This is a genomic window from Bacillus sp. Pc3 (genome assembly GCF_000815145.1).
GTDB classification, from domain to species: domain Bacteria; phylum Bacillota; class Bacilli; order Bacillales; family Bacillaceae; genus Bacillus; species Bacillus velezensis.
On record NZ_CP010406.1, the window covers coordinates 3555655 to 3581566 of the forward strand.

Annotated in this window: 33 protein-coding genes and 1 riboswitch; of the genes, 24 read left to right on the forward strand and 9 right to left on the reverse strand. The window is 45.7% G+C overall.

What is annotated here, in order from left to right; all coding sequences use genetic code 11:
* Nucleotides 1-17: 17 nt before the first annotated feature.
* Nucleotides 18-1319, reverse strand: coding sequence for a hemolysin family protein (locus SB24_RS17185; protein WP_012117986.1), 1302 nt, complete (start codon nt 1317-1319; stop codon nt 18-20).
* A 145-nt stretch (nt 1320-1464) separates the two neighbouring features.
* Between SB24_RS17185 and SB24_RS17190 the strand changes: the two genes are divergently transcribed.
* The 9 genes from SB24_RS17190 to SB24_RS17230 all read left to right on the forward strand — a co-directional run bounded on the left by SB24_RS17190 (nt 1465) and on the right by SB24_RS17230 (nt 6763).
* Complete coding sequence (locus tag SB24_RS17190; RefSeq protein WP_015417820.1) at nt 1465-2415, forward strand: magnesium transporter CorA family protein; 951 nt, start codon at nt 1465-1467, stop codon at nt 2413-2415.
* 192 nt (nt 2416-2607) lie between these two features.
* Nucleotides 2608-3678, forward strand: coding sequence for a competence type IV pilus ATPase ComGA (gene comGA / locus SB24_RS17195; RefSeq protein WP_003153083.1), 1071 nt, complete (start codon nt 2608-2610; stop codon nt 3676-3678).
* On the forward strand, nt 3665-4702 hold the full coding sequence (gene comGB, locus SB24_RS17200; protein ID WP_015417819.1) for a competence type IV pilus assembly protein ComGB: 1038 nt from the start codon (nt 3665-3667) through the stop codon (nt 4700-4702). The genes comGA and comGB overlap by 14 nt, the downstream gene beginning before the upstream one ends.
* Nucleotides 4703-4748: 46 nt before the next feature.
* Nucleotides 4749-5015, forward strand: coding sequence for a competence type IV pilus major pilin ComGC (gene comGC, locus SB24_RS17205; protein ID WP_050515801.1), 267 nt, complete (start codon nt 4749-4751; stop codon nt 5013-5015).
* A complete protein-coding gene (gene comGD, locus SB24_RS17210; RefSeq protein WP_015417817.1) occupies nt 5005-5442 on the forward strand; it encodes a competence type IV pilus minor pilin ComGD in 438 nt (145 codons plus the stop codon). The genes comGC and comGD overlap by 11 nt, the downstream gene beginning before the upstream one ends.
* On the forward strand, nt 5426-5740 hold the full coding sequence (gene comGE, locus SB24_RS17215) for a competence type IV pilus minor pilin ComGE (protein WP_012117982.1): 315 nt from the start codon (nt 5426-5428) through the stop codon (nt 5738-5740). Before comGD ends, comGE begins: the two co-directional genes overlap by 17 nt.
* Nucleotides 5649-6149: a competence type IV pilus minor pilin ComGF gene (comGF, locus tag SB24_RS17220; protein WP_257738552.1), complete on the forward strand. Its 501-nt coding sequence runs from the start codon at nt 5649-5651 to the stop codon at nt 6147-6149. The genes comGE and comGF overlap by 92 nt, the downstream gene beginning before the upstream one ends.
* A complete protein-coding gene (gene comGG / locus SB24_RS17225; protein WP_015417814.1) occupies nt 6150-6527 on the forward strand; it encodes a competence type IV pilus minor pilin ComGG in 378 nt (125 codons plus the stop codon).
* A gap of 56 nt (nt 6528-6583) precedes the next feature.
* Entirely contained in the window at nt 6584-6763 is a 180-nt protein-coding gene (locus tag SB24_RS17230; protein WP_003153093.1) for a YqzE family protein, read from the forward strand.
* Nucleotides 6764-6802: 39 nt separating this feature from the next.
* On the opposite strand, the gene SB24_RS17235 is transcribed toward SB24_RS17230, so the two are convergent.
* Nucleotides 6803-7132 carry a DUF3889 domain-containing protein gene (locus tag SB24_RS17235; protein ID WP_039254490.1) on the reverse strand — a complete coding sequence of 110 codons (330 nt, stop codon included), beginning with the start codon at nt 7130-7132 and terminating at the stop codon, nt 6803-6805.
* A gap of 258 nt (nt 7133-7390) precedes the next feature.
* On the opposite strand from SB24_RS17235, the gene tapA reads away from it, so the two are divergent.
* The 3 genes from tapA (at nt 7391) to tasA (ending at nt 9468) form a co-directional block, all read left to right on the forward strand.
* A complete protein-coding gene (gene tapA, locus SB24_RS17240; RefSeq protein ID WP_031378945.1) occupies nt 7391-8062 on the forward strand; it encodes an amyloid fiber anchoring/assembly protein TapA in 672 nt (223 codons plus the stop codon).
* A complete protein-coding gene (gene sipW, locus SB24_RS17245; RefSeq protein ID WP_015240205.1) occupies nt 8034-8618 on the forward strand; it encodes a signal peptidase I SipW in 585 nt (194 codons plus the stop codon). The genes tapA and sipW overlap by 29 nt, the downstream gene beginning before the upstream one ends.
* 64 nt (nt 8619-8682) lie before the next feature.
* Nucleotides 8683-9468, forward strand: a complete 786-nt coding sequence (tasA, locus tag SB24_RS17250) for a biofilm matrix protein TasA (RefSeq protein ID WP_007408329.1) — start codon at nt 8683-8685, stop codon at nt 9466-9468.
* A gap of 47 nt (nt 9469-9515) precedes the next feature.
* On the opposite strand, the gene sinR is transcribed toward tasA, so the two are convergent.
* The 4 genes from sinR to SB24_RS17270 all read right to left on the reverse strand — a co-directional run bounded on the left by sinR (nt 9516) and on the right by SB24_RS17270 (nt 12721).
* Nucleotides 9516-9851, reverse strand: coding sequence for a transcriptional regulator SinR (sinR, locus tag SB24_RS17255; protein WP_003153104.1), 336 nt, complete (start codon nt 9849-9851; stop codon nt 9516-9518).
* Between the two features lie 33 nt (nt 9852-9884).
* The gene (gene sinI, locus SB24_RS17260; RefSeq protein WP_003153105.1) at nt 9885-10058 is read right to left on the reverse strand and encodes an anti-repressor SinI; all 174 of its coding nucleotides are present in this window, start codon (nt 10056-10058) and stop codon (nt 9885-9887) included.
* Between the two features lie 176 nt (nt 10059-10234).
* Nucleotides 10235-11029: a YqhG family protein gene (locus SB24_RS17265; protein ID WP_007408330.1), complete on the reverse strand. Its 795-nt coding sequence runs from the start codon at nt 11027-11029 to the stop codon at nt 10235-10237.
* 21 nt (nt 11030-11050) lie between these two features.
* Nucleotides 11051-12721: a DEAD/DEAH box helicase gene (locus SB24_RS17270; protein WP_031378948.1), complete on the reverse strand. Its 1671-nt coding sequence runs from the start codon at nt 12719-12721 to the stop codon at nt 11051-11053.
* 144 nt (nt 12722-12865) lie between these two features.
* Nucleotides 12866-12966, forward strand: a riboswitch (glycine riboswitch).
* 178 nt (nt 12967-13144) lie between these two features.
* Between SB24_RS17270 and gcvT the strand changes: the two genes are divergently transcribed.
* Genes gcvT through gcvPB form a run of 3 tightly spaced genes read left to right on the forward strand, consistent with a single transcriptional unit; the run spans nt 13145 to nt 17074 of the window.
* The gene (gene gcvT / locus SB24_RS17275; RefSeq protein WP_031378949.1) at nt 13145-14245 is read left to right on the forward strand and encodes a glycine cleavage system aminomethyltransferase GcvT; all 1101 of its coding nucleotides are present in this window, start codon (nt 13145-13147) and stop codon (nt 14243-14245) included.
* A gap of 14 nt (nt 14246-14259) precedes the next feature.
* Nucleotides 14260-15606, forward strand: coding sequence for an aminomethyl-transferring glycine dehydrogenase subunit GcvPA (gcvPA, locus tag SB24_RS17280; protein WP_015417808.1), 1347 nt, complete (start codon nt 14260-14262; stop codon nt 15604-15606).
* Nucleotides 15599-17074 (forward strand): aminomethyl-transferring glycine dehydrogenase subunit GcvPB, encoded by a 1476-nt coding sequence (gene gcvPB, locus SB24_RS17285; RefSeq protein WP_031378950.1) that lies wholly within the window; start codon nt 15599-15601, stop codon nt 17072-17074. The genes gcvPA and gcvPB overlap by 8 nt, the downstream gene beginning before the upstream one ends.
* Nucleotides 17075-17126: 52 nt before the next feature.
* Here the strand turns inward: gcvPB and SB24_RS17290 are convergent, their stop codons facing one another.
* Nucleotides 17127-17507: a rhodanese-like domain-containing protein gene (locus tag SB24_RS17290; RefSeq protein WP_007408335.1), complete on the reverse strand. Its 381-nt coding sequence runs from the start codon at nt 17505-17507 to the stop codon at nt 17127-17129.
* 193 nt (nt 17508-17700) lie between these two features.
* On the opposite strand from SB24_RS17290, the gene SB24_RS17295 reads away from it, so the two are divergent.
* The 3 genes from SB24_RS17295 (at nt 17701) to SB24_RS17305 (ending at nt 20055) form a co-directional block, all read left to right on the forward strand.
* The gene (locus SB24_RS17295; RefSeq protein WP_015240200.1) at nt 17701-18537 is read left to right on the forward strand and encodes a lipoate--protein ligase family protein; all 837 of its coding nucleotides are present in this window, start codon (nt 17701-17703) and stop codon (nt 18535-18537) included.
* Between the two features lie 99 nt (nt 18538-18636).
* Nucleotides 18637-19065 carry a transcriptional regulator MntR gene (mntR, locus tag SB24_RS17300; RefSeq protein ID WP_039254499.1) on the forward strand — a complete coding sequence of 143 codons (429 nt, stop codon included), beginning with the start codon at nt 18637-18639 and terminating at the stop codon, nt 19063-19065.
* 114 nt (nt 19066-19179) lie between these two features.
* The gene (locus tag SB24_RS17305; RefSeq protein WP_039254501.1) at nt 19180-20055 is read left to right on the forward strand and encodes a patatin-like phospholipase family protein; all 876 of its coding nucleotides are present in this window, start codon (nt 19180-19182) and stop codon (nt 20053-20055) included.
* On the opposite strand, the gene SB24_RS17310 is transcribed toward SB24_RS17305, so the two are convergent.
* Together SB24_RS17310 and SB24_RS17315 are read right to left on the reverse strand one after the other, a co-directional pair.
* A complete protein-coding gene (locus tag SB24_RS17310; RefSeq protein WP_015417806.1) occupies nt 20052-20447 on the reverse strand; it encodes an SA1362 family protein in 396 nt (131 codons plus the stop codon). The genes SB24_RS17305 and SB24_RS17310 overlap by 4 nt on opposite strands.
* 34 nt (nt 20448-20481) lie before the next feature.
* A complete protein-coding gene (locus SB24_RS17315; RefSeq protein ID WP_015417805.1) occupies nt 20482-21438 on the reverse strand; it encodes a DUF1385 domain-containing protein in 957 nt (318 codons plus the stop codon).
* Nucleotides 21439-21659: 221 nt separating this feature from the next.
* Here SB24_RS17315 and SB24_RS17320 point away from each other — a divergent pair, with 221 nt between their 5' ends.
* From SB24_RS17320 to spoIIIAB, 6 genes are all read left to right on the forward strand, one after another.
* On the forward strand, nt 21660-22190 hold the full coding sequence (locus tag SB24_RS17320) for a YqhR family membrane protein (protein WP_039254503.1): 531 nt from the start codon (nt 21660-21662) through the stop codon (nt 22188-22190).
* A 131-nt stretch (nt 22191-22321) separates the two neighbouring features.
* Nucleotides 22322-23383: a M24 family metallopeptidase gene (locus tag SB24_RS17325; RefSeq protein WP_003153122.1), complete on the forward strand. Its 1062-nt coding sequence runs from the start codon at nt 22322-22324 to the stop codon at nt 23381-23383.
* A gap of 24 nt (nt 23384-23407) precedes the next feature.
* Nucleotides 23408-23965 (forward strand): elongation factor P, encoded by a 558-nt coding sequence (gene efp / locus SB24_RS17330; RefSeq protein ID WP_003153123.1) that lies wholly within the window; start codon nt 23408-23410, stop codon nt 23963-23965.
* 147 nt (nt 23966-24112) lie between these two features.
* Nucleotides 24113-24394 carry a YqhV family protein gene (locus tag SB24_RS17335; RefSeq protein WP_003153124.1) on the forward strand — a complete coding sequence of 94 codons (282 nt, stop codon included), beginning with the start codon at nt 24113-24115 and terminating at the stop codon, nt 24392-24394.
* Nucleotides 24395-24471: 77 nt separating this feature from the next.
* Nucleotides 24472-25395: a stage III sporulation protein AA gene (gene spoIIIAA, locus SB24_RS17340; RefSeq protein ID WP_039254506.1), complete on the forward strand. Its 924-nt coding sequence runs from the start codon at nt 24472-24474 to the stop codon at nt 25393-25395.
* On the forward strand, nt 25389-25904 hold the full coding sequence (gene spoIIIAB, locus SB24_RS17345) for a stage III sporulation protein SpoIIIAB (RefSeq protein WP_015417803.1): 516 nt from the start codon (nt 25389-25391) through the stop codon (nt 25902-25904). Before spoIIIAA ends, spoIIIAB begins: the two co-directional genes overlap by 7 nt.
* Nucleotides 25905-25912: the final 8 nt, after the last annotated feature.

Genomic DNA, 25912 nt, shown 5'->3' on the forward strand with positions numbered 1-25912 from the left:
AGGGATGTCTCCCTCAGCTATTCAGCTTTTTCAGCTTCAATCGTAATGATATGATGGCTGTCGATTTCTTTTACCGTAAATGTGTAGCCTTCAAAATCAATGGTGCTCCCGGGCTTCGCGTCAATATGCTGAGTAAGAAACCAGCCCCCGAGTGTATCGACTTGATCAGCCGTAATCTCTGTTCCGAGTACATCATTGACGTCGCTGATCAGCAATTTGGCGTTCAGGAGATAGCGGTTCTTCCCAAGCTTTTGAACGGAAGGTGTTTCATCCGTATCAAATTCGTCGCGGATTTCGCCGACGATCTCTTCAATGATGTCTTCCGCCGTTACTAATCCCGCGGTTCCGCCGTACTCATCAATGAGAATGGCCATATGGGCGTGTTCCCGCTGCATTTTAACGAATAATTGATAAATCGGAATCGTCTCAATCACATGGATCGCCGGCTGGATGTAAGGGCTGAGTTCGTGTTTTGTAAACGCCGCTCCTTCTGACAGGAATCTGAATAAAACTTCTTTTATATTGATGATGCCGACTACATGATCTTTATCTCCTTTTACTACGGGATACCGGGTATATTTATTTGTTTTGATAATGTCCCGGAGCATATGTCCCGATCCGCTGTCTAACGGCAGACTCACCATTTCATTCCGGGGCACCATAATTTCTTTGGCAGTGCGCTTATCAAATGTAAAAATGTTATTTACGTAATGCAGCTCGCTTTTTTTAATCATGCCGCTTCGATAGCTTTCGGCAAGGAGCACCCGCAATTCCTCTTCCGTATAAGCCATTTCATGTTCGGAAGCAGGCTTCAAGCCGAACATGGCTGTAATCAGGCGGGCGGAATGATTGAGCAGCCAGATGAACGGAAACATTAACTTATAAAACAAAATCATCGGTCTGGCAGACAAAAGTGTAATCCGCTCGGCTTTTTGGATAGCAAAACTTTTCGGGGCGAGTTCGCCGATAACGACATTCACATATGTAACCAGCAGAAAAGCGATGATCAATGACAGGACTTGGGCAACCGCTTCGTGAACTCCGGTCTTTAAAAATAACGGCTGAAGCATCGCTTTGACTGTCGGTTCACCCAGCCAGCCGATTCCCAAAGCGGTGACGGTGATGCCCAATTGGCATGCCGATAAATATTCATCGAGGTGTGTAATGACATGCTTGGCTGCTTTTGCTCCTTTTACATCTTCCTCAATGAGCTGATTAATGCGGGAGCGCCTTGCTTTAACGATTGAAAACTCTATGGCGACAAAACACGCCGTTAATAAAATAAATAGTACGATGGCAGATAGTTTGATGATATACAATGTAACGCCTTCCGCGAAGGAAGGCTTGCACCTCCCTTTTTTCGGAATAATACCACTGTAGAAAGCTGCTCAAACATCGAACCTGGTTTAGCCTGCTTCATTTACGGTAATAAAACAAGAAAGCGATACTGGAGGATGACAAGAGATGAAGGTACATTCGGGAGCGGACTGGCTGTGGTACCAGCTCGGTCCGCATGAAAAAACAGAAGCGAAAAAAATGATCCATCACAATCACTGGCCGCAATGCGAAAAGTGGTTTGAACATGAAAATCATATAAACTTTCTGCGCTCAGATACAAATGATCAGAATAATGAAGCGGTTTTCGGTTCTTTAATCTATCATCAAGGATTAGATGATGAAAAAAACCATACCGTATTTCACTTTTATATTACGAGAGACTTCTTTTTTACAATTAATTTTGATTTTTCGCTGCTGCGCGGTGTAAAAGAAAAGCATGCCACACAGCAGATTCAAACCTGTGAAAATCCGATTGAAGGCTTTTTTGTTCTGCTGGGAGAGCTGATGAATTCCTATCTGATCGGACTGGATGAATTTGAAGTCAAGCAGCGGACGCTGAAATGGCAGATTCATGATGACAACAGCAAAGGAATCTTGGAAAATGTGCATAAACTGCGCCATGAGCTGTTCATTTGGAAAGGCCTTACACTGGGGGCTCAAAAAGTGGAAATGGCTTTAAAAGAAGCTTTTCTCCCGAAAAATGACAGGCAGAAAGATTACCTGAGAGCTCATCAAAAGATGGAAAGAGGAATTACATATATCAATGAGTTTGATCAGGAACTGAGCAATCTGCTGCACGCCGAGGAAGTCATTACCTCCCAAAGAGGAAATGAAATTGTGAAAGCCTTGACGATCTTTACAACTCTCTTTACACCGATGACGGCGCTTGGAGCTCTCTGGGGGATGAACTTTGATAACATGCCGGAGCTTCATTGGAAATATGCGTATATTTGTTCCATCGTGCTCATTATTGTATCAACCCTGCTGATTTATATTTATCTGCGGCAGAAAGGCTGGACAGGGGACATTTTGAGGGAGCATCAAAAAAAATATTTGCGGAAAGAAAAGAAACGCTAAGAAGAGCAGGCATACGCCTGCTTTTTTTGATGGCTGAAAATGGCCGAATGGTTCCGGATTTCATTCGGTAAATCAATGTCAGGTGGCTTATTTTTTATTTTTTTACGTTTTACACACTGTAAAACGCATAATCTCTCCTTTGCCGGCTTTTGTGTATCTGATTTACAATACGTGCGGAAGGAGGGAAGTCTTGTGAAAAATATTGAAACATATAGCAGGAACATCATAAACGAGGCCTATACGGCAAGGGCTTCAGATATACACATTGTGCCGAGAGAAAAGGATGCTTTCATTCATTTTCGCATCGGCCATGCTCTTGTGAAAAAAAGAGTCTTAAAAAAAGAGGAATGCGTAAGGCTTATTTCTCATTTTAAGTTTTTATCGGCCATGGATATAGGAGAAAGACGTAAGCCGCAAAACGGGTCATTGTCTCTGCCGCTTCCGACGGAAACCGTTCATTTGAGAATGTCAACCTTGCCGACAATGAATGATGAAAGTCTTGTCATCAGGCTTTTGCCTAAGCGGCAGATTCCCCCTCTGGATAAACTGTCCTTATTTCGGGGGGCGGGCGCCGCACTATTGTCCTTTCTGAAGCATTCGCACGGCCTGCTTCTGTTTACCGGCCCCACCGGATCTGGAAAAACGACCACTCTTTACTCGCTTGTCAACTATGCAAAAAGGCATTTCAACCGGCGGATTGTCACGCTTGAAGACCCCGTAGAAACAAGAGATGAGGATGTGCTGCAAGTTCAGGTGAATGAAAAAGCCGGAGTCACATATTCCGCCGGTTTAAAAGCGATTTTAAGACATGATCCCGATATGATCATTTTAGGGGAAATCAGAGATGCCGAGACGGCTGAAATCGCAGTCCGCGCGGCCATGACGGGACACCTCGTTCTTTCAAGCCTGCATACAAGAGATGCTAAGGGCGCCATATACAGGCTGCTGGAGTTCGGCGTGAACATGACAGAAATTGAACAAACCGTCATTGCTATTGCCGCTCAGCGTCTGGTTGATTTAACATGTCCGTTCTGCAAAGAGGAAAACTGTTCCGTGTACTGCCGGATGTACAGGCAGACACGCCGTGCGGGCATTTATGAACTGCTCTACGGGAAAAACCTCACCCAATGCTTTCAGGAAGCAAAGGGAGAGCACGCCAATTTTCAATATCAGACGCTCCGCAGGCTGATCAGAAAAGGAATCGCGCTCGGCTATGTCACGACCGACAATTACGATCGGTGGGTGTATCATGAAGCGGATTAAACGAACATGGCCGTTGAAGGATCAAGCGGCTTTTTTGAAAAGGCTCGGTGAAATGACGGAAAAAGGATACAGCCTGATTGAAGGGCTCAGACTGCTGCAACTCCAGCTGCATAAACGTCAGCTTGCAGAGCTGAAGGAAGGAATCCGCCGGCTGAGAGAAGGTGATGCGTTTTACCAAGTGCTTGAGGCACTGTCTTTTCATAAAGAAGCCGTCTCTATCTGCTATTTCGCGGAGAAACACGGGGAATTGCCGGGGGCGATGAAACAAAGCGGCGAATTATTACAGAGAAAGCTCATGCAGACGAATCAAATCAAAAAAATGCTCCGGTATCCGATGTTTTTAATTTTTTCCGTCTGTGTCATGTTTTATATCCTGCAAAGTTTAATTATTCCGCAGTTTTCTGGGATTTATCAATCAATGAATATGAATACGTCCGGTACGACTGCTTTCATCTTTGCGTTTTTTCGGCATTTTCATGAAGCCTGCGCACTGGCGCTTTCCGCCGCTTTCTGCTTGTTTTTGTACGTTTGGTTCTTATGTAAGAAAAAGTCCCCGCAAGATAAAATGCTGATTGTTGTGAAAATACCCCTCTTAGGAAAAGCGGCCGTTCTTTTTAACAGCTACTTTTTCTCTTTACAGCTCAGCAGTCTTCTGAAATCCGGCCTTTCTATCTATGACAGCTTAACAGCTTTTAAAGAACAATCTTTTCTGCCTTTTTATCGAGAAGAAGCAGAGATGCTCATTACACGTCTGAAAGCCGGAGAAACCATAGAATCCGCTCTTTCTGGGCATCCGTGTTATGAAAAAGACCTTGCGGCTGCAGTCAGCCACGGACAGGCAAACGGCCTGCTTCACCGCGAACTTTATACGTACAGCCAGTTTATGATGGAGCGTCTTGAACAAAACGCGGCGAAGTATACCGGCATTCTCCAGCCTGTCATTTACGGTGTTGTGGCCGGTATGATTTTAATTGTCTACATGTCAATGCTGATGCCGATGTACCAGATGATGAACCAAATGTAAGGGAGTGCTTCGTCTGAAAAATCAAGATGGATTTACTTTAATTGAAATGCTGATTGTTTTATTTATCGTTTCCATTCTGCTTTTAATCACCATTCCTAACGTTACAAAACATAATCAAAGCATTCAGCATAAAGGCTGTGAAGGACTGCAGAATATGGTGAAAGCCCAAGTGACGGCGTACGAAATCGACCATGAAGGTAAAATGCCGGATATGAACGATTTACAATCAGAGGGGTATATCAAAAAGAATACAGTCTGCCCGAATGGTAAACAGATCTTAATTAGTGGCGGAGAAGTTACAGTTGAACAATAACAGGCGGACAGAAAATGGGTTTACCCTTCTTGAAAGCCTGATTGTGTTAAGTCTGGCGTCCGTCCTGCTGACGGTTTTGTTCACGACGGTTCCGCCGGCCTGCACCCACCTTGCCGTGCGGCAAAAAACAGAACAGCTCCAAAAAGATATTCAGCTTGCTCAGGAAACGGCTATCGCAGAACATAAAAGAACAAAAATCACTTTTCTTCCAAAAGAGCATAAATACAAACTGCAGTCAGGCGGAAGGATTGTCGAGCGTTCCTTTGATTCGCTTCACATTACACTTGTGACTTTACCGGAGAGCCTTGAATTTAACGAAAAAGGCCATCCGAATTCGGGAGGAAAGATCCAATTGAAGAGCGCCGGGTTCACCTATGAGATCACAGTTTACTTAGGGAGCGGAAATGTCCATGCTAAACGGAAATAAGGGGTTCTCTACTATTGAAACACTATCAGCAATGGCCATTTGGCTGTTCCTTATGACGTCTATCATTCCGGTCTGGACGGGCATGCTGACAGATGGTCTGAAAATAGAAGATCGCCAGGAAGCGTACCAGCTTCTTCAGAAACATATCAGCACTTATATGATGACCGGAAAAAAGCCGCCGTCTCCCGGTGTGAAGTGGAAGGAGGATGGTGAGTATTACAAAGTGTGTACGGCTGACCGCAGCGAAAAAGAAATGTGCCTCAGCATTCTCAAAACAGACTGGCTTTACGCTTCTTAATGTTTTGTTCTCCTTGGCAGTCTGTCTTTTCCTATCAGGCACCTTGGGCCCGATTTTACATCTGTTTTTATCAAACCGGACCGATAACGGCGGATTAGACAGCCGGGAGCATCAAATTGCCGTTCAGCAGATCATGAACGAATGTAAACAGGCTGAGGCTGTGGAGCCGGCGGACGGCGGACGGGCGTTAGCATGCCGGAAAACCGGAGGCGAAGAAGTGCGTTTTGAAATTTATCATAAGATGATAAGGAAAAGAGTAAACGGAAAAGGCCACGTGCCGATCCTGCAAAACGCGGCATCATTAACGGCTGATGTGAAAAACGGCCTGCTCTTATTAGAGATCTCAAGCGTTGCAGGTAAAAAGAATCAGGCGGTCATTCCGGTTTACAGCTTTTTTAAAGGTGATTAAATGTACAAATCTGACGGTTTTATATATCCCGCGGTTCTGTTTGTTTCTGCCGCAGTTTTACTTGTCATCAGCTATACTTCATCTGATTTCATCACCCGAAAAACATTTGCAAAAGAGGCCGGGGAATACTGGATCGGAGAGAACTTGCTCCAAAACGGCGCGCTGCTGTCAAGCCGCCATATGACACAGGGACAAAAGGTCCAAACTGGTACACAGCGTTTTCCGTATGGCACCGTTTCTTTTCACATCACGGGGAGTGATCGCCGGGAAACGGTTCAGGTTACAATTCAGGCGGAAACCACGACAGGAACGAGACGGGAGGCTCACCTTTTGTTCGATCAGAAGAAGAAACAGCTGATTCAATGGACGGAAGTATAAAAAAGAGGCGGCGGGACAACACTTCATAGTAAAGACAGCACTATGAGGTGAGAGCCGTGAAAACAAATGATTATGTAAAATATATGACTGAGCAATTCGTTAAATATTTCGATACGCCGAAACAGGAACGGAGAGAGCGAAAAGAAGTGCGGAAAGAAAAGAAAGTGCCGGCTTCTCAGCACTGGTTCGGAATATTGCCGTATAGTTTTAAGCTGTGGATGCAGCGGAAAAAATAAAGTGAATCACACGAAAGGTCCTCCTGATACAGGAGGGCCTTATTGGTATTCCTCAATGACGGCAATTTTATTTACCTTTTGGCTGTAGGGATTAAAAGAAATCGTAACAAACACGCCAAATTCTTTTGCGCCATCCCGCAATGTCAAGTGGTATTGCTTGACTGCTTCGTCCGTTCTTTTCCGATCCCACACCTTTTGAATAAATAACGTTTGGGAGAGCGGATATCTTTTTTTAGCTTCCTTTTCTGCTAACTTTTCCCATCTTGATTTATGGTGAACAGCATAATAAGGCACCGTTTCCCCCTGAGCTGTTCCTGAAACCCCGAAAACAAGAAGAGAAAGGCAAATCAGACTTTGTTTGATCATCATTCTTCGTCCTTTCGCTGTATATACTTTCCATTTTGTTCTAGGCACCTCGTTATTTTCTCACGTTTTATTAGAAAAAATTCCAAAAAGGTGTGTAATTTGAAGCAAAACGCTGTTTTTAAAAGATACCATTCTCAAAAACGAACAATTTGACCGATTTTGACATTTTTCAAGACGATAATCCTTGATTATACTTTGTTCATACAGTTCTTTAAAGAGAACGGTTGTCATATTTATTAACAGTTTTACAGGGGGTAAGGCATGTTCCGATTGTTGCGAATGGAAAAAAAGGGCAAGGTGAGATGGCGGATGATGCTATTGTTACGGCTTTCGTTCATTTTTTGCCTGTCCGTGACGATATGTGCTCAGTTCACAGGTGATACAAGTTCCTCCTTCAATGATGTGAAAAGCTTCAGTCTCCAGGTTCAAACGTGCGGAGATTTTCAATATACGGATGACGATTGCCGTTATGACGAACGCTGGGATCAAAGTGATTTACATATAACAAATCAAACTGATACGTCAGGCACCGTGTGTGCGCCGCTTCAGCTCTATGCCGAGCTGGAGAATAAGGGAAAAGAGCGGACTGTTTCTGACTGGAAATGGGAGCTCCATAAAATCGCTTCTCAGCAGCAGCCTTTACGAAACGGCAATGTTGTGGATAAAGGGCTTATTACTGATAAAAAAAGCAAAACGATTTATAAAATTGAGTCAAAGCGGTCTTTGCAGCCGGGCATATACGCATTCAAGGTTTACAAGCCTGAAGGGTATCCGGCGGACGAAGAAAAATTTGAGTGGTCAAAACCGATGAAACTCGTCAAATGCCGGGAACAGGCGACAGTTTCCGATCTAAAGAAAACAGAGAAAGAGCCGGCTGAGCCGGTAAAAGAAAGCGGGGAAGAACATGAAAAAAACGCTGAAACTGATCAGTAATATTTTGTATGCCGTCATCTTCAGCTTGATTATTGTGCTGACGTTAACGGTGATTTCGACCCGGGCTTCCGGGGGTGAGCCGGCCATCTTCGGCTATACGCTGAAATCCGTGCTGTCGGGTTCAATGGACCCGGAATTTAAGACGGGTTCGCTCATAGCGGTAAAGAAAATTTCTGACGTGAATGACTTAGAAAAAGGGGATGTGATCACCTTTACCCAAGATGACGGAACAGCCGTCACACACAGAATAATCGGGATCACAAAAAAGGACGGGAACCTGCTGTTTGAGACAAAAGGGGACCATAATGCCGCCCCGGATGCCGCACCCGTTCAAGCTGAAAAAGTGGCGGCCCAGTATACAGGATATCAGCTTCCGTATGCCGGATATGTCATACATTTGGCCAGCCAGCCGATCGGAACGGCGATTCTGTTAATCGTTCCCGGCGTCATGCTTTTGATTTACTCAATAACAGTCATTGTCAGCGCCCTCCGCGATATTGAGCGGAAAACGAAAGCGCTGGAAGAACATGCGAAAAAGGGAACCATCTCCACATGAATACGGTTGCAACCTGGCGACAGGATTTGATAACAAAAATAAAAAGTAAGGGGAGAGTACAAACATGGGTATGAAAAAGAAATTAAGCTTGGGCGTTGCCTCAGCCGCACTCGGTTTAGCATTAGTAGGAGGAGGCACATGGGCCGCATTTAATGATGTGAAGTCGACAGACGCTACATTTGCGTCAGGAACACTTGATTTATCGGCTAAAGAACAATCAGCCAATGTCAATTTGTCAAACTTAAAACCAGGCGATAAATTGACGAAAGATTTTGAATTCAGAAACAATGGTTCACTTGCTATTAAAGAAGTGCTGATGGCTTTGAATTTTACTGACTTTAAAGGAGCAAAGAAAGGAAATGAATCTGCGGAGGATTTCCTCAGTCAGTTTGAAATTACGGTTCTGACAGTCGGTAAAGAAGGGGGCAACGGCTATCCTAAAAATATCATTTTGAAGGCGGCCAGCCTGAAAGACTTATACTTAATGTCAACAAAACAGGATAAAGCAGCTGCCGAAGCGATCAGCAAGCACATTGATCCGAAATTCCTGAGTGAGAGCGGAAAAGTCAATGTAGCAACCATTAACGGCAAAACAGCTCCTGAGTACGACGGAGTTCCGAAAACGCCTGCTGATTATGACCAGGTGAGAATGGAAATCCAATTTAAAAATGACACCGCAAAAACTGCGGACGGATTAAGTGTGCAAAACAAGTTCCAAGGCAATGCGATTTCTCTTCAATTCTCTTTTGAAGCAACGCAATGGAACGGCTTGACCATTACGAAAGATCATACGGATAAAGACGGTTACGTCAAGGAAAATGAAAAGGCTCACAGTGAGGATAAAAACTAATCCGAAAGTCGGACAGTTAAAAGAGGAGTTGTGCACATATGGCGGCACTACTCCTCTTTTTGCGCTTTTCTCCATTTTTGATAATCTAAAAATTCACGAAATTGTTTTTTTGATACCCCGGATGTCATCGCATCGCGAACTAATTTCTCCCATTCACTATCTAATTGACCATCGTATTCGGTTTCATGTTTTTCATCAAGTAAAGTATGAACCGAGACGTCCAGAACAGCGGAGACTTTTTCGAGAAATTGAATGGAGGGGTTCGTCTGTAAATTTCGTTCTATTGAGCTTAAATAAGACTTCGCTACCCCAGCTTTTTCAGCTAGTTCTGATAGTGAGTAGCCTTTTTCTTTTCGGTATTGTTTAATACGCTGGCCAATCAATGTCATCACCTTCCTTGTGATATTATAGCACATTCAGAAAGGATTTACGGTATGACTTCTGGCTGCCTGGATATGTTGAGAAGACTTTTTATGCGAAAGCAGGTATTTGCGTATTTCTTCTAGGCTGATATTTGCTTTTTGGGCTTCTAATATCAGCTCAACCCATTCCTTATCTAATTGCGAAAATTCCATTTTTGCATTTTTCATGCATTTTCTCCTCCTAAAATACTTGTTTATGTATTTCAGCCAATCCGCCCATGACCTTATCTTTACATGTCTGGAAGTGATTCATCGCATGCGAAACGCCAGAAATTTTTTCTATATACTTTTATTATAATATAGAATTTCCAGAAAAAACGGGAAAGGTGTCGAATGGATAACGCTTATCCAGAAAAATTACTTTGCAGGAAAAATAAACCGCCATTTTCAATCTGAATGTGAATGTTCGGCTGATATAAGGCTTTCAGCGCTTGTTTTTCCAAATGGTATTCCTCAGGTTTTTCCTCTGTTTGCTCATAAAACTGATCGAGCAGCCTGAGGTCCTTTTTCCATCTGGCGATCGCGCTGTCAGCCCAGTCTGACGGCTCTTTGGCGGCAGCGTCTTTTAAGTAATGCTCCATTCTTTTAATTCCGCTTTCCGGCTTAATCATCGGCGATATGGTAAAGCAATAGTCTGATATTTGCGAGGTCAGCGGAAGCGGTGCAAGCTTCTGCTGAAACCCCTCTATAATTGTTCCAGAAACAAGATGCAGGCCTAAAGACAAAAGTCTGTCTTTTTTCATGTCGGATTGGTATGAAATCACTACATTTAATCCAAGCCAGGGCTGAAGCGGCACTCTGGCTCCGGCTGATACAATTTTCTCATATATTCTTGTAAATCTCCCATTTTGTTTAACTGCTTGAAAGATTTGAAAGAGGCGCGGGGCTCCAAAGTAAATAAATTCGCCGTCCATATCCTCCGGAGCCGTTTCTTTATCAGTGATGAACGTAATCTTCATCGGGTTCGGTTCGCCGCCCGTTTTTTCACGCCAATGCCAATAAAACGGGCGGTTCATAATTTGTTTGTCCATCTCGACCGTCAACTGAACCGTCATAAAACCCGGCCCGTGTTCTGTAATCGGACAGTGGTTCGCTTCAAAAAAGCGCAGTAAAAATTCGTGAACCTCCTGCTGTCTCATGTCGCGCTTCCTCCTTTTAGATTAAGATCCTTTTTTTCTGGCGGGCTTTTCCGTACCGTACGACAGAAAAGAGGTGAGATTGTCCATTTTGATTCTCATTTCTTCCTCTGTCAGCGAATGGCATAAAATATCATGCAAATGGTCTTCAAAATTGCTCACTTTGATTTTTGTTAAGATGTCATCTAATTCTCCGACGACATTTTCAAATAAATGAATTTTGTCATACAGAAGTTTTAAGATATGCTCTTCCACCGTATGTTTTGTCGCCATATTGTAGATATGGACATCTCTTTCCTGACCGAGTCTGTGAATCCTTCCGATTCTTTGTTCAAGCCGCATCGGGTTCCACGGGAGGTCATAATTGATAATATGGTTGCAGAATTGCAGGTTGATCCCTTCGCCTCCGGCTTCTGTAGCGATCAGCACCTGCACTTTGCCGCGGAAGAGATCCTTCATCCAGTCTTTTTTTCCGCGTTTAAATCCGCCTCTGAACGGAACGGAGCTTATGCCGTTCTGCTGAAGGAACCATTGCAGGTAAATCTGTGTCGCCCTGTATTCAGTAAAAATAATGACTTTGTCATTAATCTTTTGGATCAAGTCAACAACTTGAATCGCTTTTGAGTTTTGCGTGACTTGATTGATGCGGTCCATTAAATTAGCGATCGTCTGATCATCGAATGCGGGCGCTTGTTTGTCTTTTTGGTCAAGCATTTTTTTGAGCGTCATATACACGGCTTCCCTGCTTGAACAGCATTCTCTTTGCAGCGTCATAATGGAAAATGCGCTGGCGGGCTTTTCCGTGCCGTTTTTCAGTGCGGCGATGTCATCGTAAAGCGCCTGTTCCGTCGGTGAAAAGGTGATCGGCACTGTTTCCACGTGGCGCTTCGTCCATGTAAGGCCGGTGTCGCTCCGCGTGTTGCGGATCATCACTTTATTGACGAGCTCTTTCAAATGCTCATGAGCGTCAATCCCGTCCTTCTGATTGAAGGTTTCTTGAAATCCGCTTTCGTTTCCTAAATGGCCGGGCTTTAACAGTGACACTAAATTGAAGATTTCTTCGATCCGGTTTTGAATCGGCGTCGCCGTCAGAAGCAGGCAGTATTTCTTCACAAGACTTCTCGCAAATTCATAATTTTTCGTTTTGCTGTTTTTGAGCTTGTGCGCCTCGTCAATAATGACGAGATCATACGGAATAGAAAGCACAATGTCTTTGTGTGGCGAGCGTTTGGCCGTATCAATAGAAGAAACGACGATATCGCACTGTTCCCACACATAGCTTTTCTTCTGTTCAACAGCGGGTATTAAAAACTTCTCCTGAAGCTCTTTCACCCACTGGGAAACGAGTGATGCCGGCACAAGAATCAGGATTTTTTTGGCCAGCCCGCGAATCATATATTCTTTTAAAATCAGGCCCGCTTCCACCGTTTTTCCGAGCCCCACTTCATCAGCCAAAATCGCCTTGCCGTTCATTTTTTCAACGACTTTCTGCGCGACCTCAAGCTGATGTGGAAGCGGAGTGAAATCGGGCAGGTATAAAGGAGCCCTCAACCCTTCAAATTCAGGAATGGCAAGGGTCTGCTGGACTTCAGCCGACAGTTTGTACATCTCCCAATTTGACCAGGGACCGTCCGTTTTCAGCCGCTCAGAAAACTCTCCCGGCCAGTTTGCATCAAATATGATCTCTGCTGTCATATGTAACAAAACCGCCTTTCTTTTAAAAAACTGATTTATCATAATTTTTGTTGCCGGACGTAAATGAGGGTGGTAGGATATAAGTAATGATTTCACTAAAAGATATTGCTTTAGTATGTCCATAAAATTGGTAAATATGAGCGAATGACAGCAAGGGGAGAGACTCGGACGAAAGATGGGCGTCCGGGCGCCGAAGGAGCAAACTGCGGAGTGAATCTCTCAGGCAAAAGAACTCTTGCTCGACGCAACTCTGGAGAGTGTCTGCACTTAGAAGAAGCAGGCCACCAAAGGGGACGTCTTTATGATATGTTCATAAAGTAAACTTTCAGGTGCCGGGACAGAGAAACCTTCATTTTCATGAGGTGTTTCTCTGTCCTTTTTTATATGTTTTTACAATGCGCCAATGACTGAAGGGGGAAGATGATGCTGAAACGAACACCGCTTTATGACGTGTATAAAGAATACGGCGGAAAAACGATTGATTTTGGAGGATGGGAGCTGCCGGTTCAATTTTCTTCTATTAAAGAGGAGCATGAAGCCGTCCGCACAAAAGCGGGCCTGTTTGATGTGTCTCATATGGGGGAAGTCGAAGTATCCGGTAAAGACGCCCTGTCTTTTCTGCAAAAAATGATGACAAATGACGTTGCCGATTTAAAGCCGGGAAACGCGCTTTATACCGCCATGTGTTATCCTGACGGCGGTACGGTCGATGACTTGCTGATCTATCAGAAAAGCGAGAGCTGCTATCTGCTCGTGATTAACGCGTCTAATATTGAAAAAGACATCGCTTGGCTGACGGAACATGCGGAAGGCGATGTCACGCTGACGAATCAGTCTGACGGGATTTCACTGCTTGCCGTTCAGGGGCCGAATGCTCAGTCGGTTCTTACGAAGCTGACTGAATGTGATTTGTCCTCCTTAAAGCCGTTTACATTTATTGACGAGACGGACGTTGCCGGACGACAAGTCCTGCTTTCAAGAACAGGCTATACCGGTGAAGACGGATTTGAGTTATATTGCCGCAATGAAGATGCGGTTCATCTATTTAAGGAGATACTTGCAGCGGGAGAGCATGAAGGCCTCGTTCCGTGCGGCCTCGGCGCCCGTGATACGCTGAGATTTGAAGCGAAGCTTGCTTTATACGGTCAGGAATTGACGAAAGATATTACACCGATTGAAGCCGGAATCGGATTTGCCGTGAAACACAAGAAAGATTCCGATTTTTTCGGGAAGTCTGTATTGCGCGAACAGAAAGAAAAAGGAGCCCCGCGAAAGCTGGTCGGACTTGAGATGATTGAAAAAGGGATTCCGAGACACGGGTACGCCGTGAAAAAAGACGGTGTTCCGATCGGTGAAGTCACGACAGGCACGCAATCTCCGACTTTAAAGAAAAATATCGGCCTTGCCTTAATCAAAACGGAATTCAGTGAAGTCGGAACGGAAGTAGAAGTGGAAATCCGTAAAAAAACGGTAAAAGCGAAGATTGTCCGCACACCGTTTTATAAACGTCCAAAACAGAGCTGAAAAAGGAGAGTCATATGAAGCATCGATATTTGCCCGCGACAGAACAGGATAAAAAAGAAATGCTGAAAGCCATCGGCGCAGAAACAATTGATGAACTGTTTGCCGATATTCCGGAAGATGTGAGGTTTCAAAAAGACTACCAAATTAAAAAAGCAAAATCAGAAACAGAGCTGACGAGAGAGCTGACGAAGCTTGCGGCGAAAAATAAAGACGCTGTTACATATGCATCTTTTCTGGGCGCAGGAGTGTACGATCACTACCAGCCGGTTATCGTCGATCATGTGATATCCCGATCAGAGTTTTACACGGCATATACGCCTTACCAGCCTGAAATCTCACAAGGAGAGCTGCAGGCGATTTTTGAATTTCAAACGATGATCTGTGAATTAACGGGAATGGATATCGCAAACTCCTCTATGTACGACGGGGGAACGGCGCTGGCGGAAGCGGCGATGCTTGCGTCGGGACATACGAAAAAGAAAAAAATCGTCATTTCCGCAGCCGTTCATCCGGAATCGCGGGATGTTTTGAAAACATACGCAAAGGGCCAATATATTGAGGTTGTAGAGGTGCCCGCGAAAAACGGCGTCACAGATCTTGAAGCATTGGAACATGCCGTTTGTGATGAAACGGCCGCCGTGATCGTCCAGTATCCGAACTTCTTCGGACAAATCGAGCCGTTAAAGGACATTGAGCCGCTCGCACATAAAGGAAACAGCCAGCTGATTGTTTCTTCAAACCCGCTCGCGCTCGGTATTTTGACACCGCCCGGGGCATACGGAGCTGATATCGTTGTCGGGGACGCGCAGCCTTTCGGCATACCTGCGGCGTTCGGCGGCCCGCACTGCGGCTATTTTGCAGTAACGAAAAAACTGATGAGAAAGGTGCCGGGCCGGCTTGTCGGCCAAACGGAAGATGAAAACGGGCGAAGAGGTTTTGTTCTCACCCTTCAGGCGCGTGAGCAGCATATCAGAAGAGACAAAGCCACGTCTAACATTTGTTCAAATCAGGCGCTGAATGCTTTAGCAGCTTCAGTCGCGATGACGGCGCTCGGAAAAAACGGCGTCAAAGACATGGCCCGCCAAAATATATTGAAAGCTGATTACGCGAGACGCCAAGCGGAAAAAGCCGGCTTGCACGTAGCATTTGACGGCCCGATATTTAATGAATTTGCCGTCAGGCTGAATCTTCCCGTCAAGGAAGCAAACCGGCGGCTCCTGCAAGACGGCATAATCGGCGGATATGACTTAGGCCTTGCGTATCCGGAACTGAATCAGCATATGCTCATTGCCGTCACAGAGCTGAGAACAAAAGAAGAGATCGATTCGCTTATTGCGGGATTGGGGGATCAACATGAATAATCAAGATCAGGCGCTTATTTTTGAAATGTCCCGCGAAGGGCGTATCGGTTACAGCCTTCCGGAGCTTGATGTGCCGGAAACAGAGCTTGAAAGCCTTCTTCCCGGTGACTATATCCGCGATGAAGACGCAAAGCTGCCAGAAGTATCAGAGCTCGATATTATGCGGCATTATACCGCTCTTTCTAAGAGGAACCACGGAGTTGATTCAGGCTTTTATCCGCTCGGCTCCTGTACGATGAAATACAATCCGAAATTAAATGAAAAAATTGCCCGGATCGCAGGTTTTTCCGCTATTCATCCGCTTCAGGACGAGGACACGGTTCAGGGGGCGCTTGAGCTTTTATACGATTTAAGCGGACACTTGGAGGAGATTACGGGCATGGACGAGGTGACGCTGCAGCCTGCGGCGGGCGCTCACGGCGAATGGACCGGCCTGATGATGATCCGCGCCTATCACGAAGCACGGGGAGACTTCGGACGGACGAAGGTGATTGTCCCTGATTCAGCCCACGGTACGAATCCGGCATCCGCCACGGTCGCCGGTTTTGAAACGATTACCGTCAAGTCAAATGAGCATGGGTTGGTTGACATTGAAGATTTGAAAAGAGCGGTAAACGAAGAAACAGCGGCGCTGATGCTGACGAATCCGAACACCCTTGGATTATTTGAGGAAAACATTACGGAAATGGCTGAAATCGTCCATCAGGCCGGCGGAAAGCTTTATTATGACGGAGCGAATTTAAATGCCGTTTTAAGTAAAGCAAGACCGGGAGATATGGGATTTGACGTCGTTCACCTTAATCTGCATAAAACATTTACCGGGCCGCACGGCGGGGGAGGGCCGGGCTCAGGTCCGGTCGGAGTGAAAAAAGAATTCATTCCGTATCTGCCGAAACCCGTTCTCACGAAAAAAGAGGGCCGTTTGACTTTTGACTATGACCGGCCGCAGTCGATCGGGCGCGTAAAACCTTATTACGGCAACTTCGGCATTAATGTCAGAGCCTACACGTATATCCGGTCCATGGGGCCTGACGGCTTAAAAGCTGTGACCGAAAACGCGGTTTTAAATGCAAATTATATGATGAGAAGACTCGCGCCTTATTATGATCTCCCGTATGACCGTCATTGCAAGCATGAATTTGTGTTATCGGGAAGAAGGCAGAAAAAGCTCGGCGTACGAACGCTTGATATTGCCAAACGGCTTTTGGATTTCGGCTATCATCCGCCGACTGTGTATTTTCCTCTCAATGTTGAAGAAAGCATCATGATCGAACCGACGGAAACGGAATCGAAGGAAACGCTTGATGCGTTTATAGATGCCATGATTCAAATTGCGCGGGAAGCGGACGAATCGCCTGAAATCGTTCAGGAGGCGCCGCATACAACAGTTGTCAAAAGAATGGATGAAACCAAGGCGGCAAGAAAGCCCGTTTTAAAATACGAACGTACACTTGACGGCATCCGCTGACACGGTGTAAAAAAAAGAGCTGTCCGTTTTATACGGAAGCTCTTTTTTATGATTAGTTTTTTGCTTTAATTTTTCCGCCCCATTTTTTAAATCCGCCTTTCAGGTTGTAAATATCTTTGCAGCCGTGTTTGCGGAGCGTCTGTGCCGCGCGTCCGCTGCGGACATTGTTTTGGCAGTACAGATAAACGGGTTTATCAGGACGGATTTCACTTTTGCGCTGTTTCAGCTGTGACAGCGGAATGTTGCGCGCGCCGAGAATATGGCCGCCTTCAAATTCATTCGGTTCACGGACGTCAATCAGCTGCGCTTTTCTGTAGCCCGCGCGGAATTCCTCTTCCGTAAGTGTTTTCATTAAACGCTGCTGGTAAAAATACGACACGATCATATAAACGATAAACGCCGCAACAATAATTAAAGCAATCATATTAGACAATGCGATTCTACTCCTTTAACTTATAAAATCAAAACCCTGCTTCCTGAAAACAAGGCTTACCGGACGTTTTGGGACAAATACTATTATAGTAAAGCATGAAGCGATTGTCATCCTTAATGAAACGAAATATTTTTCATTTTCAAGGCAGTTTGTTAAACTGATTTTATTAAAACGATAAAGAAGGGTTCAGTGTATGGAAAAAGAAACATGGCGGTTTATTGACTCAGGGAACGAAAGCCCGGCATTTAACATGGCGCTGGATGAAGCGCTTTTATATTGGCACAGCCAAAAAAAAATTCCACCGGTGATCCGTTTTTACGGCTGGAATCCGGCAACTTTGTCTGTCGGGTATTTTCAAAATATTAAGAAGGAAATTAACTTTGACGCAGTACATAAACACGGCCTCGGGTTTGTCAGAAGACCGACAGGCGGACGGGGTGTTCTGCATGATAAAGAATTGACATACAGCGTAATCGTTTCAGAGGATCACCCGGAAATGCCGGCCACGGTGACAGAGGCGTACCGGGTGATTTCAGAAGGTATTCTGCAGGGATTCAGAAACCTTGGACTTGATGCCTACTTTGCGATTCCGCGAACGGAGAAAGAAAAAGAAAGCTTGAAAAATCCGCGCTCGTCCGTCTGCTTTGATGCGCCTTCGTGGTATGAACTGGTCGTCGAAGGGCGGAAAGTTGCCGGAAGCGCACAGACACGCCAAAAAGGCGTCATTCTTCAGCACGGTTCCATCCTGCTTGACATTGATGAGGATAAACTGTTTGATCTGTTTTTATATCCGAGCGACAGAGTCCGTGAGCGCATGCAGCGGAATTTCAAAAACAAAGCGGTAGCCATCAACGCCTTAGCGCCGAAACGGGTAACGATGGATGAGGCCAGAATCGCTTTTAAAGCCGGTTTTGAGGAAGGGCTGAACATACATCTTGAGCCCTACACACTCACGTCTGAAGAGCTTGCATTTGTCAATGAGCTGGCTGAGACGAAATACGCGTCCGATGAATGGAATTATAAGCGCTGATAAGGCTTGACAGACCGGAAGCATCCTTGTTTTTTCATGACCGTTAGTGTAAACTTGTAATGGTTTATAAAGTTAAGGTGCTTTTTGGGAGGGTTACTTATGACAACACCAAGTATGGAAGATTATATTGAACAGATTTATATGCTGATAGAAGAAAAAGGATATGCACGGGTTTCTGATATCGCGGAAGCTTTGGCAGTCCACCCCTCCTCTGTAACGAAAATGGTTCAAAAACTAGATAAAGACGAGTATTTGATTTATGAAAAATATCGCGGGCTCGTATTGACGTCAAAAGGCAAAAAGATCGGCAAACGGCTCGTATACAGACACGAATTGCTTGAGCAGTTTTTAAGAATCATTGGTGTTGATGAAGAGAAGATTTACAATGATGTTGAAGGAATCGAACATCATCTGAGCTGGAACAGCATTGACCGCATCGGCGACCTCGTTCAGTATTTTGAAGATGACGAAAGCCGGAAAAAAGAATTGAAATCCATACAGAAAAAAACCGAAAATCCCGGTGAATAAAGGGCAGCCCGAAATGGGGCGCCCTTTTTTTAATGTCTTCATTCTTTGGTCTATTTCGCCCAGCCGTTTCTTAAAATAATAATACACCTTGAGATGGAAGGGAGAGGGCGCGCTATGCAGATTGACGGCGTATTTTCGGGAGGGGGGATAAAAGGGGTGGCGCTTGCCGGCGCTTATGAAGCGCTGGAAGAAAAGGGCTTTCGCTTTGAAAGGCTCGCCGGAACAAGCGCCGGCGCAATTATTGCCGCATTTATCGCTGCGGGCTATACGAGCAGAGAGGTTCATTCCATCATAGATGAGGTGGACGGAAGGCAATTGCTTGATCAGAGATACTCATTCCTCCCGCTGAAAATCCTGCGGTGGGTGTCGATATATTGGCGCCTCGGACTATACAGAGGCGATATGCTGGAAAAATGGATTGCGGATAAATTAAAAGCGAAGGGCATCATCGCGTTCGGCGATTTGAAAAAAGGCTCGCTCCGTCTCATCGCTTCAGATCTGACGAACGGAACGATGATCGTGCTTCCTGACGATCTTCCCCGCTACGGATTAAATCCGGAGATGTTCCCGGTTGCCAGAGCCGTCAGAATGAGCTGCAGCATTCCTTATTTTTTTGAACCGATAAAACTGAAGACAGAAAAAGGCACCTCAACGGTCGTTGACGGCGGCGTGTTAAGCAATTTCCCGATTTGGCTGTATTCAAAAGAACGCAAACGGCCGGTCATCGGAATTTCGCTTTCGCCCAACGAAAAAGAGCGCCCGAAAAAATCAATCCGCAACGCTTTTGAGCTGTTCGGGGCTTTGTTTGAAACGATGAAAGACGCTCATGATGCCAGGCATATCGCGACAAAGTACGAACAAAATATTATTTTTATTCCGGTGGAACATGTGATGGCGACGGAGTTTCATCTCACACGGCAAAAAAAACTAGCTCTCATTGAGCTAGGAAAAAGCAGAACAGAGCAATTTTTGAAGCAATGGAGCTATTAAAAAAGCGCTCTGTTTTTCTTTTTATTCTTTTTGCCTTCTATGACGGTAAGCTGGGTCTGGCTTTTTTTCTTAAGAATCATCGGCTTCGGTCTGCTGCTGCTCGGCACGCTCCGCAAATGGCTGACCCGGCCTCTGTGTCCGGCGCGGTGCTTCGCTTTTTGCTCCTTCATTCGGAGCCGCGATTGTCTGACCGCTTTTCTGAAAGCGGTTCCGTCACGGCCGGTGCGGCGGTTCAGGACCGTCCTCACGATAAAATAAATAATGATGCCTGCGATAATAACGGTGATCGCTCTTGAAATCATCTGCCCGGGGTTGGTTACCGCCGCATAAATGAAACCGAATGCGCCAAGCGCTATCAATACAGCAAAAAAAGGTTGTACACGATGATTCATAACTGCCCACCTCCAAAATAATAACGGTAACGGTTCAGATTACGTTGTGAGACGGTTTTTCGCTCTGTTCTGAAATGTCTTCCAGTCTGAGAAGCTCGTTAAAGCTTTCTATGGCAACCTCGACCTGGTCATCCGCCGGTTCCTTTGTCGTTAAAAGCTGCAGCCACAGGCCGGGATAACCGAGCACTTTCAAAACGGGGATATTCCGCACTCTGTTCGTCAGCTGGAGCACTTCAAAGGAGATGCCGAGAACGACCGGTATAAGCGCAATCCTGTCTAAAATCCGCATCCAAAGCGGATCTGTCGGAACGAGTAAATAGATGAACATGCCGACAATGATCGTAAATAAAATAAAGCTTGAACCGCAACGGTAATGAAGCCGTGACTGCTTCTGAACATTTTCTATTGTAATTGGCAAATTCTGTTCATAACAGTTTATGACCTTATGTTCGGCTCCATGATATTGAAACACTCTTTTAATTAACGGCGTCATTGATAAAAAATAAATGTAGCCGAGAAGCAGAATAAGCTTAAACAGACTTTCGATTCCGATCTGCGCGGCGTCTGAGGAAAATACGGGCCTTACAAGCTCCGCTAAGAAGACCGGGACGAGCGTAAAAACGAATTTGCTGAACAAAAACGACAGAACGCCGATCACCGCCAGGCTGAAAAACATCGATAAGCCCGAGCCCTTCTTATCTTCCTGCTCCAGCTTGGCGTCATCTTGAGGATCAAGCCCGTAACGTTCGCTGGAAAAGTTTAAATGCTTTGTGCCGTTGGCGCTCGCCTCAATGATGGCGACGATTCCCCGCAAAAAAGGAATCTTTTTTAAAGCCGAAAGCTTGGCGTTCGGCACTCTCGGAAGCTTGAAAAAATCAATGCTTCCGTCATTCCTGCGGATGGCGGTAACATAATTTTTTCTGCCGCCGAACATGACCCCTTCAACGACGGCCTGCCCGCCGTAAGCAGGGGGCGTTTTTTGTTTGGACATTGTTTATCAACCTGCCTGTTTTTTTAGGATTTACTAACCATTTCCTTTCACTCTATTGTACAGGAAACCGCGGTAAACCTCTAGTTAGACAGCCGGAAAATCAATGCTTTTTCTACATGCAGTATACCCCGTTTCTTTAGATTTTACTCATTGAATGAAAATATGGCGCAGTTTTTTATGACTTTTCAATTTTGGGGCAGTCTATGACTGGAGGTGCCATGATGACAAGCGAAAAACATTCAGAACAGGAAGAAAAAAAGAAGCAGGATGATGATCAGCAGCCTGTTTCATTTACCGGCAGAATTTGCGGTATCGGATTTGCCGGCGGTGTATTTTGGAGTTTGATCGGCTATCTCGGGTATGTCTTTCATTTTTCAGAGATCAGCCCCAACATGATTCTTCAGCCGTTTATGATCGGAGAATGGAAAAAACAATGGCTCGGCACGATGGTCAGCATCGTTGTATTCGGATTCATTTCAATTGCCGGGGCGTTTATTTATTTCGTCTGCCTGAAGCGTTTTAAAACCATGTGGCCGGGGATGGTGTACGGCGTCATTTTATGGTGTGCGGTTTTTTTCTTATTCAATCCGATTTTCGAAGATGTGAAATCCGTCACTGAATTGAAATCAGATACAATCGTGACGACGCTTTGCCTTTACATTCTGTACGGTTTGTTTGTCGGCTACTCAATTTCCTTCAACTACAATGAACTTACGTCAGACAAGCTTGCAAGGGCGCTCGGCAACAAGTGAATAAGTGTATAATCCCTGTCCGGTATGGTAAAATGTTCACGAGAAGTGAACATTTTTTATGCTGAAAACCGGGCGGGGATGCTCCCGCGTTGTCAGGCGGCAGTCAAGAATCGGCGAGGAGGAGAAAGGGAATGAAACTTGAGAAATTGCGAAATCTTTTCGGTCAGCTGGATATAGACGGAATGTTGGTGACAAGCTCCGCCAATCTGCAGTATATGACGGGATTTACGGGTTCGTCAGGCCTTGCGGTCATATCGAAAGAACGTGCGGCATTTATCACGGATTTCCGTTACACCGAGCAGGCGAAGACGCAAGTGAAGGGTTTTGACATTATCGAGCACGGCGGAAGCTTAATCCAAACGGCTGCGGATACAATTCTTGAGTACGGCATTAAAAAACTCGGCTTCGAGCAAAACAGCATGACGTACGGAACATATGCATCCTACCAAGCGGTGCTGCAGGAAGCGGAGATGGTTCCCGTCGCGGATTCCGTTGAAAAGTTGCGCTTGATTAAGTCAAGTGAAGAGATTAAGATATTAGAGGAAGCTGCGAAGATTGCGGATGATGCGTTTGAACATATTCTGACGTTTATCAAACCGGGCATCTCAGAGATTTCAGTTGCAAACGAGCTTGAATTTTATATGAGACGTCAAGGAGCAGACGGCTCTTCCTTTGATATGATCGTCGCCTCGGGAGTCAGATCCAGCCTTCCCCACGGAGTGGCTAGCGGCAAATTGATTGAAAAGGGAGACTTGGTCACGCTCGATTTCGGCGCTTATTATAAAGGCTATTGTTCTGATATCACACGCACCGTCGCGGTCGGAGAGCCAAGTGATAAACTGAAAGAGATTTATCAGGTAGTATACGATGCCCAAGCGCTTGGTGTCCTGCATATTAAACCCGGCATGACGGGAAAAGAAGCGGACGCCCTGACGAGGGATCACATCACCGCAAAAGGCTACGGACAGTATTTCGGCCATTCGACAGGACACGGGTTCGGAATGGAAGTCCATGAATCACCGGGGCTGTCTTTCAGGTCATCGGCCGTTCTTGAGCCGGGCATGGCGGTAACGGTTGAGCCGGGCATATACATACCGGAAGTTGGGGGCGCAAGAATCGAAGATGATATCATCATCACTGAGGACGGCAACCGGACAATTACGCATTCCCCTAAAGAATTAATTATTTTGTGATCGGAATATAGGAGGACATCAAACATGATTTCAGTTAACGATTTTCGTACAGGACTAACGATTGAAGTAGACGGCGGCATTTGGCGCGTCGTTGACTTCCAGCACGTAAAGCCGGGAAAAGGAGCGGCATTTGTCCGTTCTAAATTGCGTAACCTGCGCACGGGCGCTATTCAGGAGAAAACATTCCGTGCAGGTGAAAAAGTCGCGAAAGCTCAAATTGAAACAAAAACGATGCAGTATCTTTATGCCAACGGCGATCAGCACGTGTTCATGGATACAAGCTCATATGAACAGCTTGAATTGAACGAAAACCAAATCGAAGAAGAATTAAAATATCTTCTGGAAAATATGTCTGTGCACATCATGATGTATCAGTCTGAAACGCTCGGTATTGAACTGCCGAACACAGTTGAACTGAAAGTTGTTGAAACAGAGCCGGGAATTAAAGGCGACACGGCGTCAGGCGGCACGAAACCTGCCAAAACGGAAACAGGCCTTGTCGTAAACGTACCGTTTTTCGTGAACGAAGGCGATACGCTGGTTGTAAATACATCAGACGGTTCTTACGTGTCAAGAGCGTAGTTAAAGAAATTCGGAGTCTGCTCCTTTTACGGGGCAGGCTTTTTTTGCGTTCTGCCTCAGAATCTTTCTTCTATATGAAAATAGTGAGACTACTTCCGTCAGCTAGAGCATATAGTGTAACAAAATGCTTGAAGTTGGGGGATTGCAATGAAATTTTTGTTTGGTTCAATCAATTCTACTGTTTTAACGATGGCCGGTTTACGAGTTTTGTCCTCGCTCATTGAATTATCGGCCGCTATTATCATGCTTTTGACAAACGACATCAGAAAAGCGGTTGTGGTGAATAGTATTTTGGCAATCGTCGGCCCGCTGATCTTTATCATCACAATGACGATCGGCATTTATCAGATTGCCGGACAGCTCTCATATGCAAAATTAATATTGATTTTTGCGGGAGTGGTGCTGATTTTGGCCGGTGTGCATAAATAGAGGGCCGGGGTGTCATAAAGTCTGTCCCGGATCATACATTTTAAAGAAGCCAATCGGTAAAAAAGGAGGAGACTCTATTGAATGAAATTACAGAGGTTCTCCCTGAATTATTGAGACATGCCATCTCCGCCGTGCCCGAAGAAGCGAGGCGGGATACAGAAGAAATCAGAATCCGTGTCGACAGGCCGGTTGAACTGATCCAAAAAGGACAACCTTTGTATTTGTCATATGTCTGTACGGCCGGCGACGCACAGCTGATCCTCAGCCGGCTCAGCAATTACAGTATGTACACGCTGGAAGAAGAGCTGAAAAAAGGCTATATCACAATCAGAGGAGGCCACCGAGTGGGGCTGGCCGGAAGAGTCATCGTCGAAAACGGAGCTGTCAAAGGACTCCGGGATATTACTTCTTTTAATATCCGAATCGCCCGGGAGAAGCTGGGAATCGCAGAACCGCTCATTCCTTTCTTATGGAAAGAAAACTGGCTGAATACGCTGATCATCGGTCCTCCGCAAACGGGGAAAACGACCTTGCTTCGTGATTTGGCCCGGCTTTCCAGCACCGGATCAAAACGCATTCCTGCAAAAAAGACAGGTATCGTAGATGAACGTTCGGAAATTGCCGGCTGCCTGCGGGGCATTCCCCAGCACAGTTTCGGCCGCAGAATCGATGTCCTTGATGCCTGTCCGAAGGCGGAAGGGCTGATGATGATGATTCGCTCGATGAGTCCTGATGTGATAATTGTGGATGAAATCGGGAGAATGGAAGACTCACAAGCGCTGCTGGAGGCGCTCCATGCGGGCGTATCCGTTATCGTATCTGCGCACGGGTGGAATATGAAAGACTTGGTAAAGAGGCCGTCGCTGAAAATGCTTTGGGAGGAAAACGTGTTTGACCGGTATGTTGAACTGTCAAGGCGCCGCGGTCCCGGAACGATCAGCAGGATGTACGGAAAGGACGGGAAACCTGTTCCGCATGCTGAAAGCGTGATGACATGCTGAAGCTTTTGGGTGCCGTGTTTATTCTGACAGCGACGACTTGGACCGGATTTGAGATCGCCAAAATGTATATAGAAAGGCCGAGGCAGATCCGCCAGCTGCGCGCGGCGCTCCAATCGCTTGAAGCGGAAATCATGTTCGGGCATACACCGCTGCATACCGCCTCGGGACAAATTGCCGCACAGCTTTCCAAACCTGTATCATTATTGTTTCAAGCTTTCAGCACAAGGCTTGAGCAGGGAAGCGATTCCGCCAAAACGGCTTGGGAACAGAGCTTGAAACATAATTGGTCTTCCATGGCGATGAAAAAAAGCGAATATGATGTGCTGAAGCAATTCGGAGAGACGCTCGGGCTCCATGACCGTGTTTCTCAGCAGAAACATATCAAGCTTGCGCTTACACATTTGGAAGCGGCGGAAGCGGATGCCGGACGGGCGCAGGCGAAAAATGAAAAAATGGTGAAAAGCTTAGGATTTTTAGCCGGACTGTTACTCATTCTTCTATTGATGTAAACATGAGG